This window comes from Luteococcus sp. H101, from assembly GCF_038433155.1.
In the GTDB taxonomy this organism is placed as follows: Bacteria; Actinomycetota; Actinomycetes; order Propionibacteriales; family Propionibacteriaceae; genus Luteococcus.
This window is the reverse complement of record NZ_JBCDMW010000019.1, coordinates 1-12,125: the sequence shown is the minus strand read 5'-3', so window position 1 is coordinate 12,125 and position 12,125 is coordinate 1. Positions and strand designations below refer to the sequence as shown.

The window sequence follows — 12,125 nt, the reverse complement described above, 5'->3', positions numbered from 1 at the left end:
ACGCGGACCGGGCCCGGCCGCGCTCGGCCATCATCCCGGCCCGGGCCGCCCCGTCTGGGCCCGGTTGTTGCGCGCAGCCAGGAAGACAATCAGCGCCGCCAGCCAGCAGATGCCGGCAAAGACCCAGGCCCCCAGCGGGATGTGGGAGGAACAGACCTGGTCCGGGGTGGCGGTGCCATTGTCCAGGGAGAGGCACTCGGTGGTGCGGGCCAGCAGCAGCGGGGCCAGGCCGGTCAGGAAGAGCAACAGCGGGACCACCCAGTCCGGCATCCCACCCTCGGGACGTTTGATTGCCACCCGTCACCCCTTTGCCTTGGCCCGCAGGGCCTCGATGTCGAACCCGCCGAACGGGCTCGGCGCCGCGTCGGCCTCCTCGATGCCGTCCTCCCACGGGTCGTAGGGCTTGACCTCGGTCTCGTCCAGGTAGCCCTGCGACGGGTCATAGGGATTGGCCAGCACCCGGTTTCCGTCGACGATCTGCTCCATGGCCTCCTCCGCGATGGCCTCGTCGGGCAGGTTGCGCAGCACGTCCTGGATGTAGCCGTGGGCGGCGTCGACGGTGGACACCTCGTACCCATTGCGCTGGCTGGCATACCAGCGGTAGTCGAGCACCTCGTGGAAGAACTGCGCGGCGTCGCGCTTGCCGGCCAGGTCCGGCGGGATGCAGGCCACCGTCGGCTCGAAGATCTGGGTCAACCACTGGTGGGCCACCTGCGCCTCGTCGACGTGTTGCTGGTTGGTGCGCGCCCGGAAGGTGTCCAGGTCATTGAGCAGCCGACGGGCCTGGTTCTCCTCGGTGTCCAGCCCGGTCAGGCGCATCAGGCGGCGGGAATGGTGCCCCGCATCCACCACCTTGGGCTGGATCCGGACGGTGTGGCCGTCGGCGGAGGTGGTGATGTCCAGCTCCGCCACGTCGAAGCCCAGGGCATTGAGACGGCGCACCCGGGACTCGATCCGGTGCAGCTCATTGCCGCCAAACTCCTCGACGCCGGTCAGCTCGGCCCACAGCTCGCGGTAGCGGCTCTCGATGGTCTCCACCAGACTGAGCGGGTCCAGCGCCTCGTCCAACAGCCCGCCGGCCTCCAGATCCAGGAACTCACCGAACAGGTTGGTCCGGGCAATCTGCAGGTCGTGCTCCCGCTGCCCCGCGGTCAGCACGTCGTGCAGCTCGCCGGTCTCGGCGTCCACCAGGTAGGCGGCAAACTCACCGGCGTCGCGGCGGAAGAGCACATTCGACAGGGAGACGTCACCCCACAGGAAGCCCAGCAGGTGCAACCGGGCCAGCAGCACCACCAGCGCATCGATCAGGCGCATCACGGTGTCCTGCCGCACGCCCGAGCTGAACAGGCTGCGATAGGGCAGGCTGAACTGCAGGTGGCGGGTGATCAGCACCGGGTCCAGCGGTTCGCCATGCTGGTCCGTCCGGCCGGTGACCACCCCCAGCGGCTCCACCGACGGGGTTCCCAGCCGCATCAGGTCATGCAGCATCCGGTACTCGTGGATGGCCAGGTGCTCGATCACCTCCTTGGCGGCATAGACCTGGTCTCCCACGGTGATGAACCGCACCACGTGCCGGGAGATGCCCCGGGGCAGCGCCACCAGCTGTTCGGTCGGCCAGTTCGCCAGCGGGGTCCCCCACAGCAGTGGGATCAGGCGGGCGTCGGGCTTGGCGGACAGGAAACGAGGCACACCCTCATAGTGCCATCACTTGCCCGCCGGGCGTGCCCGGGTGGGGGGATTCCTCAGCCCTGGTGGAGCTGGCCGTCGGCGCGGTCCAGCGCTGCGCCCAGGTCCGCCACCAGGTCATCGGCCGCCTCGATCCCGACACTGACCCGCACCAGACCGTCGGTGATTCCGGCGGCCTGCTGCACCTCGGGCGGCATCGCGGCGTGGGTCATCGACGCCGGGTGGCAGACCAGGCTCTCCACCCCGCCCAGGCTCTCGGCCAACAGGAAGAGCTGCAGACCGTCGGCGAAGCGTTCCACCGCGGGGCGGCCGCCCGCCAGCTCGAAGCTGAGCAGGGAACCGAAGCCGCCCGGCTGCTGCCGCCGGGCCAGCTCATGCCCCGGGTGGCCGGGCAGCGACGGGTGGTGCACCGCCGTCACCGCCGGATGGCCGGACAGCAGCTCCACCACGGCGCGCGTGTTCTGTTCGTGCAGCCGGATCCGCGCATCCAGGGTGCGCAGCCCGCGCAGCACCAGGTAGGAGTCGAATGCGCCCGCCGTCAGCCCCAGGCAGTTGGCCCAGCCGGCCAGCGTCGCCATCCGCTCCGGATCGCGGGCCACCACCACGCCGCCCACCACGTCTGAGTGGCCGTTGATGAACTTGGTGGTGGAGTGCACCACCAGGTCAGCGCCGAGCTCCAGCGGCTGCTGCAGGGCGGGGGAGCAGAAGGTGTTGTCGGCCACCACCAGGGCGCCCGCGGCGTGCGCCGCCTCCGAGATGGTCCGGATATCGGTCAGCCTCAGCAGTGGATTGGAGGGGGTCTCCACCAGCACCAGGTCGGCCGGCTCGCGCAGGGACTCGGCCGCGACCTCCGGGCAGGTCAGGTCGACGAAGTCCACCCTAAGCGCCCCCTTGTCCGCCAGCCACTGCAGCTGCCGCCAGGTGCCGCCGTAGCAGTCGTGCGGGGCAACCACCCGACCGCCGGCGGGGACGAAGGCGTTGAGGCACAGGGTGATGGCGGCCATTCCGCTGTTGGTGACCACCGCGCCGGCGCCGTGCTCCAGGGTGGTCAGGGCCTCGGCCAGCAGGTCCCGGGTGGGGTTGGCGGTGCGGGAGTAGTCATAGTCCCCGCGGCCGTTCAGGCCGCGGAAGGTGTAGTTGGTGGACAGGTGGATCGGGGGAACGACCGCCTGCTGGGCCGGATCCCGGTCGAGCCCGGTGCGCAGGCCGCGGGTGCGGCGGCTCGGCTGGGGGGTCTGGGTCATGGCTGCCTCCTGGGGTGTGGTCCGACCCAGACTAGGCGGAAGAATTCACCGGTCGGTGCACTGTCCACGACGCGCAACCGGCCGCCGACAAGGGGTGGCGGGACTTGGTTCCCGGAGGCAGGAAGTCACAGGGAAGTCCTAAATTCTATGAATATCTCAGTTTTTGTTGGGATTAATCTCAGGAATACCTAGCGTCGAGGTCGTGGTCGGACGGTCCGGCCACTGCAAGGAGCAATCCCATGTCCCACTCGAATCCTCCTCGTTCGGCAGCCCGCCGCCTGGCCAGCTCGCTGGCCGTGGCCGCGCTCCTGTCCACCGGTGCCGCCGCGGCCGCCCAAGCAGCGCCGGCCGACGGGCACCGGCCGGCCGCCGGCACGGAGCAGTCCTGCAAGACTCCGGCGGCGCGCCACCAGTCGTCGGCCCCGAAGCGCGCAAGCCAGCCCGCCGCCCAGCAGCAGGGCACCCGGCGCGACCGCGCAGCGGTCCACACCATCCGCACCGGCACCACCAGCACCGGCACTGGCACTGGCGTCACCGGCACTGGCGTCACCCGCACCGGCACCACCAGGACGCTGAGTGCACCTTCCGGCGCGGGGAGCAGCGGCTCGTTGGCCACCACTGGGGCCAGCAGCGCCTCCACCACCACCAGCAGCAGCAATGCCGCCACCAGCACCGGCAGCGGTACGAGCACCACCACCAGCTCCGTGAGCTACGCGTCCAGCGCCTCGGTGAGCACCGCCGGGCTGTCCGCCAATGCGGTCAAGGTGATCAAGGCGATCAATGCCAACTACCCGCAGATCACTGACATCGGCACCCTGCGCAGCAGCGCCGACGACCACGGCACCGGCCACGCGGTGGACCTGATGACCTCGGACAAGGGCACCGGTGACCAGGTTGCCGCCTACCTGCAGCAGCACGCCAGCGAGCTGGGTGTGAAGTACGTCATCTGGCGCCAGCACATCTGGAGCGTGCAGCGCTCCGGTGAGGGCTGGCGGATCATGGCCGACCGTGGATCGGCCACCGCCAACCACTATGACCACGTGCATGTCAGCGTGAACTGACGCCAGCGCGGGCTCCTCCGGAAGATGCTCGCCCTTCCCAACACAACAAATGCGGCAGGTCAGATGACCAAGGGCCTCGAAGGCCCTCTGGTCATCTGACCTGCCGCATTTGTTGTGTTGGGCTCCGGGCCCCAGACTTGAGCCATGCCCGAAGACCCGATCATCCGACCCTGGCGCACCTCCGATGCCCCGGCGCTGTTGCGGCATCGCCGCGCCGCCTCGGACCTGGAGCGGGAACTGCCCCCGATGGCCGACGTCTCCCAGGCCCGGGCCGCCATCGAGGCCTGGCCGGCCGACCGCCGGTTCGCCATCGTGCACAACGGTGTGGCCATCGGCGGGATCGGCGTCACCCGAATGGACCGGCTCAACCAGGTGGGCTGGGTGAGCTACTGGATGTCCCACCAGGGCAGGGGCAAGGGCTGGACCAAACGCGGCCTGGCCACCATCGCCGACTGGATGCTCTTCCTGTCACCCCAGCCGCTCTTCCGGCTGGAGGCGGGGCACCGGGTGGACAACCTGGCCTCCGCCCGGGTGGCGGAGTTCGCCGGCTTCCTCCCCGAAGGAATCGAACGGCAGAAGCTGGCCTACCACGGGCAGCGTTTCGACACCCGTCGCCTGGCCCGGCTGCGGACCGACCCGGTGCCGCGCTACGAGCCGCTGGAACTGCAGTTCACCTGACCGGAGAATGCTCCGGCCAGTAGGGCACAAGGGCAGCAACACGCACAAGGGCCCCCGCCGAAGCGGGGGCCCTTGCGTTCGTCGTGCCGAGCGGCAGATCCCGAGGGATCAGACGCGCCAGGTGTTGGTGCCACCCGAGATCCGCTGCTGGGTCTCATTGCTGAAGACGTGCACATTGTCCGGGGAGACCGCCAGCCGCACGGTCTCGCCGCGCTTGGGCTGGACCCGGCCACTCACGCGAGCCACGATCTGGGAGGCGGTGAGCTTCTCGTCGTCGGGCAGGCCGGCCAGGGTGCCGTAGATGTAGCCGTCGGCGCCCAGCTCCTCGACCACGGCGACGTCCACGCCGATGCCGTTGTTGTCCGGCGCAACCGTGAAGGTCTCGGGCCGGATTCCCAAGGTGACATTGCTCTCACCGGGAGCCTTGGCCAGCACCTCGCGGGGCACGGGAACGACGTAGTCGCCCACCTGCACGCCACCGTCGACGACCTTGCCGCCGATCAGGTTCATGGCGGGGGAGCCGATGAAGCCAGCCACGAACAGATTGGCCGGGGTGTCGTAGAGCGCCAGCGGGGTGTCCACCTGCTGCAGCACGCCGTCCTTCATCACCGCGACGCGGTCACCCATGGTCATGGCCTCGACCTGGTCGTGCGTGACGTAGACGGTGGTGACGCCCAGGCGGGACTGCAGGGCGGCGATCTGGGTACGGGTCTGGACACGCAGCTTGGCATCCAGGTTGGACAGCGGCTCGTCCATCAGGAAGACCTGCGGGTTGCGGACGATGGCGCGACCCATGGCGACACGCTGGCGCTGACCACCGGACAGGGCCTTCGGCTTGCGGGACAGGAAGTCCTCCAGGCCCAGCAGCTTGGCGGCCTCCTGGACGCGCTGCTGGCGCTCCTCCTTGGGGACGTTCTGCATCTTCAGGGCGAAGCCCATGTTGTCCGCGACGGTCATGTGCGGGTACAGAGCGTAGTTCTGGAAGACCATGGCGATGTCACGGTCCTTCGGCGGCAGGTCGGTGACGTCACGGTCACCGATGTGGATGCTGCCGGCATTGACCTCTTCCAGACCGGCCAGCATGCGCAGGCTGGTGGACTTGCCACAGCCGGAGGGGCCGACCAGCACCATGAACTCGCCGTCGCCGATCTCAAGGTTCAGCTTGTTGACGGCGGGGCGGTCCGCCCCGGGGTAGACGCGCGAGGCATCGTTGAAACTGACGGTGGCCATTGCCACACTTCCTTTCCACGGGCAGGTACGTGCCCGACGATCCGTAGTGGAATCCGTGGACATGCTTTGTCCACTTGCTCAGACTGTCACATCGAGGATGCGACGGGAAGACCGGCCCCCACTGTTTACCCTGAAGATTCTTCGTGACTAGGCATGTTGGCCGTCATTGTTACGGGACGGTGAACGACTGGCCCCGTCACGGGCCCATGCAGCATGCTGGAGTCAGCGACGCCCCGTTCACCCGGCGTCCCACCATTTGGGAGGAAGACATGCTGATCGTCCACTGCAATGTGCACACCACCCCCGAGGGCGTCGAGGCCTTCAAGCAGGCCTCGCTGGCCAATGCCGAGGCCAGCCGGCTGGAGCCCGGGGTGGAACTCTTCGAGCTGATCCAGTCCGACGAGGACCCGACCGTCTTCTGCCTGGTGGAGCACTACACCAGCCCGGAGGACCTGGACTTCCACAAGACCCAGGAGCACTACCTGGCCTGGCGCGAGGGCGTCGCCGACCTGATGGCCGAACCCCGTCGCACGGTCAAGTACCACGCGGTCTAGCAGCAAGGGGGACGACCCCCTTGAACCCCCGCGGCACTCGCGCGCACCGGCACTCGCAGGCTCCTGCCTGCGCTCGTGTGCGGAATCAGCAAGGGGGATGCCCCTGCTCTCGCTCAGCACTCGACGATGTTGACCGCCAGGCCGCCGCGGGCCGTCTCCTTGTACTTGGTCTTCATGTCCGCGCCAGTCTGCATCATCGTCTTGATCACCTGGTCCAGGCTCACGATCTGCTGACCGTCGCCGTGCAGCGCCAGCCGGGCGGCGGTGATCGCCTGCACACTGGCCACGGCATTGCGCTCGATGCAGGGGATCTGCACCAGCCCGCCCACCGGGTCGCAGGTCAGGCCCAGGTGGTGTTCCAGCCCGATCTCGGCGGCATTGGCCACCTGCTGCGGGCTGCCGCCCAGCACCTGGCACAGCCCGGCGGAGGCCATCGATCCGGCCACGCCCACCTCACCCTGGCAACCCACCTCGGCACCGGAGATGGAGGCGCTCTGCTGGTAGATGGAACCGATTGCCCCGGCCGTGAGCAGGAAGTCCACCACGGTGTGCTCCCCGGCGCCGGGCATGTAGGTGTGCGCATACTTGAGCACCGACGGGATGATCCCGGCCGCGCCATTGGTGGGGGCGGTCACCACCCGGCCACCGGAGGCATTCTCCTCGTTCACCGCGAGCGCCCACAGGGTGAGCCAGTCCATGGCCGCCAGTGGATCCACCGGGCCGGCCGGCTGGCGCTCCCGCGCAGTCAGGTCCAGGTGCAGCCGGTGCGCGCGGCGGCGCACCCGCAAGCCACCGGGAAGCACGCCGGAGGTGGCGCAGCCGGCGGCGATGCAGTCCTCCATCACCCGCCAGATCCGCAGCAGCCCCGCCCGCACCTCCTCCTCGGTGCGGCCCAGCGCCAGCTCATTGGCCAGCTGCACCTCCGGGATGGTCAACCGGTGGTCGCGGCAGTGCGCCAGCAGCTCCGCCCCGGTGTGGAAGTCATAGGGCACGGGGGTGGTGTCCAGCCGCACGGTGGGGTGGCCGCTGCCGTCGTCCTCCAGTACGAAGCCGCCGCCGATCGAGTAGAAGGTGCGGCGGCTCAGCGGCTCGTCGCCGGCGAAGGCAGTGAAGACCATGCCATTGCTGTGGAAGTCCAGCCGACGAGTGCGGTGCAGCACCAGGTCCCGGTCGGCGTGGAAGCGCAGTTCGGGGCCGTCCGGGCCGGCCAGCCGCAGGCGTCCCTGCTGCTCGATCTGGGCGGTCCGTTCCGGTGCCCGACGGGTGTCCACCGTCTCCGGTTGTTCCCCCTCCAGACCCAGCAGGACCGCCGGACGCGAGCCGTGCCCGTGCCCGGTGGCACCCAGGGAGCCGAACAGCTCCGCCTTCACCCGGGTCACTCGAGCCAGGTCCGGCCCCGCGGCCAGGTCCGCGGCAAAGCGCGCCGCGGCCCGCATCGGGCCGACGGTGTGCGAGCTGGACGGGCCGATACCGATCTTGAACATGTCAAAGGAGCTGATCGCCACGAACCCAGTCTGCATGAGTCGGGACAACCCGCCAATGGCAGGGCTGCGTTGAAGTGCCCGAAGCGACGCGAGTAATTTCGGTGTCACAACGGTGTGAGGAGAAAAGATGAAGGCGCTGGTCAAAGCGACCCCGGAGCCCGGACTGCAACTGATGGAGCTGCCGGACCCGCAGCCCGGCCCCAATGAGGTGCTGATCAAGGTGCTGCGTACCGGCATCTGCGGCACGGACCTGCACATCAACAACTGGGATGCCTGGGCGCAGCGGGTCGTGCCCACTCCGCTGACCATCGGTCACGAGTTCTGCGGTGAGATCGTCGGCCTTGGCTCCGCGGTGGAGGACCTGAAGGTGGGCCAGTTCGTCAGTGGCGAGGGTCACTATGTGTGCGGCCGGTGCCGCGCCTGCCTGGCCGGCAAACGGCACCTGTGCCGCAACACCCAGGGCATCGGCTACATGGTCAACGGCTGCTTCAGCGAGTACTTCACCATGCCCGCGGGCAATGTCTGGGTGCACCACCGGCCGATCGATCCCGACGTGGCCGCCATCTTCGACCCCTTCGGCAATGCGGTGCACACCGCGCTGCAGTTCCCCAGCCTGGGGGAGGACGTGCTGGTCTCGGGTGCCGGACCCATCGGCATCATGGCCGCGCTGGTGGCCCAGCACGCCGGCGCCCGGCACGTCGTCGTCAGTGACCTGTCCGACGAACGGTTGGCGCTGGCCCAGAGCCTTGGCCTGACCGACACCATCAATGTCGGCAAGGAGAGCCTCGACGTGGTCTTCGAGCGCGCCCGGATGAAGGAGGGCTTCGACATCGGGTTGGAGATGTCCGGCTCCGGCGCCGCCCTGGCCAGCATGATCGACCACATGACCCACGGTGGTCGGATCGCGCTGCTGGGCACCCCGGCCAAGCCCACCGAGATCGACTTCAGCAAGATCATCTTCAACATGCTGACCCTGCAGGGGGTGACCGGACGGCAGATCTTCGAGACCTGGTATGCCATGAGCGTGCTGCTGGAATCCGGCCTGGACATCTCCGGCGTCATCACCGACCGCTTCCACTACACCGAATTCGAGCAGGCCTTCGCGACCGCCGGCAATGGCCGGGGTGGCAAGGTCGTCATGGACTGGAGTTGATCATGTACACCACCCTGAAGGATGATCTTGCTGCCCAGCTGGAGCAGCTCAAGGCCGACGGCCTGTACAAGGTGGAGGTGCCGCTCAGCTCCGCGCAGAGCGCGCACATCCAGGTGCAGGGGCGCGAGGTGGTCAACCTGTGCGCCAACAACTACCTGGGGCTGGCCGATTCCCCGGTGCTGATCGACGCCGCCAAGGCAGCGCTGGACACCTGGGGCTTCGGGATGGCTTCGGTGCGCTTCATCTGCGGCACCCAGGACCAGCACACCCAGCTGGAGAACAAGATCACCAATTTCCTGCATCCGTCCCCTGAGCCAGTTGACGGGGAAGCGGCGTGGGACACCATCCTCTACTCCTCGTGCTTCGACGCCAATGGTGGCCTGTTCGAGGTGCTCTGCGGGGAGCAGGACGCGGTCATCTCCGACGAGCTGAACCACGCGTCGATCATCGACGGGGTGCGGCTGAGCAAGGCCAAGCGCTTCCGGTACCGCAACCGGGACATGGCGGACCTGGAGGCCCAGCTGGTGGCCGCCAAGGACTGCCGCTACCGGCTGATTGCCACCGACGGCGTCTTCTCCATGGACGGTTACCTGGCCCCGCTGGATGAGATCTGTGACCTGGCGGAGAAGCACGACGCGCTGGTGATGGTGGACGACTCGCACGCCGTCGGCTTCGTCGGCGCGCACGGGGCCGGCACCCCGGAGAAGTTCGGCGTGCAGGACCGGGTGGACATCATCACCGGCACCCTGGGCAAGGCGCTGGGCGGGGCTTCGGGCGGCTACACCTGCGCCCGGGCGGAGATCGTCGAGATGCTGCGCCAGCGCAGCCGCCCCTACCTGTTCAGCAACTCGCTGGCGCCGGCGATCACCGCCGCATCGATGGCCACCATCGACCTGCTGGAGCGCTCCGACGACCTGCGGGCCAGGCTGAACGAGAACACCGCCTGGTTCCGGGCCGAGATGGGCCGGCGCGGGTTCGAGATCCCCGAGAGCGACCACGCGATCGTGCCGGTGATGATCGGCGACGCGGTCAAGGCCGCACAGATGGCCGACGTCATCCTGGCCGAGGGGATCTACGTCCGGGCCTTCAGTTACCCCGTCGTGCCCAAGGGCAAGGCGCGGATCCGCACCCAGATGTCGGCCAACCTGACCCGGCAGGACCTGGAGGCGGCCGTCGCCGCCTTCGAGAAGGCCCGGGAACAGGTCGGCTGACCAGACCGTCAGCGGTGCCCGCGGTTCCCCGGCTGCCAGTCGGAGGGCCGGGCCACCGGTTGGGCCGCCTGTTCGCGCTGCTTGGCCTGCTTGGCGATCCGCAGCGTCTCGGCCATCGACAGCACGTGCTTGCTCTCGATGTCGCCGTCCGGGCCCGGGGCGCCCGCGCCCAGCCAACTCATCCCGATCTGGTGCCGCTCCAGCGGGGTCAACCGGCGTCGGGTCTGCACCAGCCAACGGCTGAGGGCTCCGAAGAGCACCGCCACCAGGCCCAGGAGGAGGCCCATCCCCGCACCGTTCCCGCCGCCGAGGGCAAACAGGGCCAGGCATCCGATCCCCGCGAAGATGGCGATGGCACCACCGGAGATGATGTTGATCCACCAGATTCGATCGCTCTTGCGCCGCAGCGCAGGGCCGATCGCGTAGGGATCGAAAGTGCTTTCGGCAGCCATCGGTGGTCCTCCACAAGGTGGTCGTCGTCAGCTGGACGGTAGCACCCTTCGGGGGCGGTCCCAACGCTGACCGGGCGCTCCTCGCGCCGGGTAGATTGGGCGCCATGAACGAGAGCCCCCAGGCGTCCACCGCCGTTGATGACGAGGCGGACAAGCCGTGGTGGGACCAGCCCGGCATGCCGTGGAAGCACCAGCCTGGCAAGGCCGACAAGCAGTGCATGGGCTGGATCATGTTCATGGGGCTCTTCGGGTTGGCGATGCTCCCCCTGCGCGGCTGGCTGCTCGGTCTCAACCCACCACTGCTGGTGGGCCTGACCGGTTCCCGCTCGGGCACCGCGGCGATGGGAGCCCTGGCCTCGCAGGGGATGGCGCCCAACTGGTGGCTCTTCCTGCTGGCCGGATCGGTGATGTCGATCAAGTTCGACTGGGTCTTCTGGTGGGCCGGCAAGCTGTGGGGCCGCGGAATGATCGAGGTCTGGGCCGGGCAGTCCAAGCGTGCTGCCAAGAACTACGCGCGCGCCGAACGCTGGGCGCACAAGCTCGGCTGGCTGGGCATGTTCGTCGCCTACGTGCCCATTCCGCTGCCGCTGATGCAGGTGATCTTCGTGCTGGCGGGGTCCACCGGGATGAGCTGGAAGAAGTTCATGGCCCTGGACTTCTTGGCCAGCACAGTCTGGATGCTGGGCTACTTCTGGTTCGGCTGGCAGGTGGGCGAACCCGCCGTCGTGCTGCTCAAGCAGTACGCCAAGATCGCCAACTACGTCGCGATTGGTCTGGTGATCTTCATCGTCGGCTCCACCATGATCAAGTCCGGCAAGAAGCAGGCCTGAGTTCGCTGGTGTTGGCACATCCCCCGATCCGGGTCGCCGCAGCCGGGACATGAGTGAGCCGCAGCCGGGAATGAGTGATCAGTGTTTTCCCCAGGCCTGCAGGGCCTGCCGGTAACCCACCTCGGCGGCCTCGTTGAAGGCGACGAGGATCACTCGCTGCACATTCGTCGGGGTTTCGCGGACCGTCTGGACGGCGATCCGCGTCGCGTCGTCCATCGGCCAACCGTAGACGCCGGCGGAGATGGTGGGGAAGGCCACCGAGGTGGCGCCCAGCTCGTCGGCCTCTCGCAGACATTCCCGGTAGCAGGAGGCGAGCGTCGCCGACTTGTCGATGGTCTTCGCCCACACCGGGCCGACGGTGTGGATCACCCACCGCGCGTCGAGCTTGCCGGCGGTGGTGGCCACTGCCTGCCCGGCCGGCAGACCGTCGGGCAGGCTGCTGGCACGCAGTTGCTGGCAGGCGGCCAGGATCTCGGGCCCGCCGCGCCGGTGGGGGGTGGCACCCCCCCCCCCGCCAACCCACCAGACAGAGTTTGGGGTAC

At 68.6% G+C, this 12,125-nt stretch carries 13 protein-coding genes; 6 read left to right on the top strand and 7 right to left on the bottom strand.

Annotation, left to right across the window (positions count from 1 at the left end):
• Window positions 1-30 precede the first annotated feature (30 nt).
• The 3 genes from AAEX60_RS06905 to metB are packed head-to-tail and all read right to left on the bottom strand — an operon-like array spanning window position 31 to window position 2,930.
• Window positions 31-297 carry a hypothetical protein gene (locus tag AAEX60_RS06905; protein WP_342102170.1) on the bottom strand — a complete coding sequence of 89 codons (267 nt, stop codon included), beginning with the start codon at window positions 295-297 and terminating at the stop codon, window positions 31-33.
• Window positions 298-300: 3 nt separating this feature from the next.
• Entirely contained in the window at window positions 301-1,689 is a 1,389-nt protein-coding gene (locus AAEX60_RS06900; RefSeq protein ID WP_342102167.1) for a DUF4032 domain-containing protein, read from the bottom strand.
• 53 nt (window positions 1,690-1,742) lie between these two features.
• On the bottom strand, window positions 1,743-2,930 hold the full coding sequence (gene metB / locus AAEX60_RS06895; RefSeq protein ID WP_342102164.1) for a cystathionine gamma-synthase: 1,188 nt from the start codon (window positions 2,928-2,930) through the stop codon (window positions 1,743-1,745).
• Between the two features lie 239 nt (window positions 2,931-3,169).
• Between metB and AAEX60_RS06890 the strand changes: the two genes are divergently transcribed.
• Together AAEX60_RS06890 and AAEX60_RS06885 are read left to right on the top strand one after the other, a co-directional pair.
• Complete coding sequence (locus AAEX60_RS06890; protein WP_342102162.1) at window positions 3,170-3,991, top strand: hypothetical protein; 822 nt, start codon at window positions 3,170-3,172, stop codon at window positions 3,989-3,991.
• A 144-nt stretch (window positions 3,992-4,135) separates the two neighbouring features.
• Window positions 4,136-4,669 carry a GNAT family N-acetyltransferase gene (locus AAEX60_RS06885; RefSeq protein ID WP_342102161.1) on the top strand — a complete coding sequence of 178 codons (534 nt, stop codon included), beginning with the start codon at window positions 4,136-4,138 and terminating at the stop codon, window positions 4,667-4,669.
• A gap of 108 nt (window positions 4,670-4,777) precedes the next feature.
• On the opposite strand, the gene AAEX60_RS06880 is transcribed toward AAEX60_RS06885, so the two are convergent.
• Entirely contained in the window at window positions 4,778-5,899 is a 1,122-nt protein-coding gene (locus tag AAEX60_RS06880) for an ABC transporter ATP-binding protein (protein WP_342102158.1), read from the bottom strand.
• Window positions 5,900-6,168: 269 nt separating this feature from the next.
• Here AAEX60_RS06880 and AAEX60_RS06875 point away from each other — a divergent pair, with 269 nt between their 5' ends.
• Entirely contained in the window at window positions 6,169-6,453 is a 285-nt protein-coding gene (locus AAEX60_RS06875; protein WP_342102156.1) for a putative quinol monooxygenase, read from the top strand.
• A 113-nt stretch (window positions 6,454-6,566) separates the two neighbouring features.
• Here AAEX60_RS06875 and AAEX60_RS06870 read toward each other — a convergent pair whose 3' ends face one another.
• Entirely contained in the window at window positions 6,567-7,973 is a 1,407-nt protein-coding gene (locus tag AAEX60_RS06870) for an L-serine ammonia-lyase (protein WP_342102154.1), read from the bottom strand.
• A 91-nt stretch (window positions 7,974-8,064) separates the two neighbouring features.
• Between AAEX60_RS06870 and tdh the strand changes: the two genes are divergently transcribed.
• Window positions 8,065-9,090 (top strand): L-threonine 3-dehydrogenase, encoded by a 1,026-nt coding sequence (tdh, locus tag AAEX60_RS06865; RefSeq protein ID WP_342102152.1) that lies wholly within the window; start codon window positions 8,065-8,067, stop codon window positions 9,088-9,090.
• 14 nt (window positions 9,091-9,104) lie between these two features.
• A complete protein-coding gene (locus tag AAEX60_RS06860) occupies window positions 9,105-10,301 on the top strand; it encodes a glycine C-acetyltransferase (RefSeq protein ID WP_342102489.1) in 1,197 nt (398 codons plus the stop codon).
• 8 nt (window positions 10,302-10,309) lie between these two features.
• Here AAEX60_RS06860 and AAEX60_RS06855 read toward each other — a convergent pair whose 3' ends face one another.
• Complete coding sequence (locus AAEX60_RS06855; protein WP_342102150.1) at window positions 10,310-10,753, bottom strand: hypothetical protein; 444 nt, start codon at window positions 10,751-10,753, stop codon at window positions 10,310-10,312.
• A 17-nt stretch (window positions 10,754-10,770) separates the two neighbouring features.
• Between AAEX60_RS06855 and AAEX60_RS06850 the strand changes: the two genes are divergently transcribed.
• On the top strand, window positions 10,771-11,583 hold the full coding sequence (locus AAEX60_RS06850; protein ID WP_446721290.1) for a DedA family protein: 813 nt from the start codon (window positions 10,771-10,773) through the stop codon (window positions 11,581-11,583).
• Window positions 11,584-11,661: 78 nt separating this feature from the next.
• Here the strand turns inward: AAEX60_RS06850 and AAEX60_RS06845 are convergent.
• The coding region (locus AAEX60_RS06845; RefSeq protein ID WP_342102146.1) for an O-acetyl-ADP-ribose deacetylase at window positions 11,662-12,125 on the bottom strand (464 nt) is incomplete at its 5' end.

Coding starts and splice junctions, on each gene's coding strand:
- metB (WP_342102164.1), bottom strand. CDS start 2,930: ATGACCCAGACCCCCCAGCCGAGCCGCCGCACCCGCGGCCTGCGCACC.
- AAEX60_RS06890 (WP_342102162.1), top strand. CDS start 3,170: ATGTCCCACTCGAATCCTCCTCGTTCGGCAGCCCGCCGCCTGGCCAGC.
- AAEX60_RS06885 (WP_342102161.1), top strand. CDS start 4,136: ATGCCCGAAGACCCGATCATCCGACCCTGGCGCACCTCCGATGCCCCG.
- AAEX60_RS06880 (WP_342102158.1), bottom strand. CDS start 5,899: ATGGCCACCGTCAGTTTCAACGATGCCTCGCGCGTCTACCCCGGGGCG.
- AAEX60_RS06875 (WP_342102156.1), top strand. CDS start 6,169: ATGCTGATCGTCCACTGCAATGTGCACACCACCCCCGAGGGCGTCGAG.
- AAEX60_RS06870 (WP_342102154.1), bottom strand. CDS start 7,973: ATGCAGACTGGGTTCGTGGCGATCAGCTCCTTTGACATGTTCAAGATC.
- tdh (WP_342102152.1), top strand. CDS start 8,065: ATGAAGGCGCTGGTCAAAGCGACCCCGGAGCCCGGACTGCAACTGATG.
- AAEX60_RS06855 (WP_342102150.1), bottom strand. CDS start 10,753: ATGGCTGCCGAAAGCACTTTCGATCCCTACGCGATCGGCCCTGCGCTG.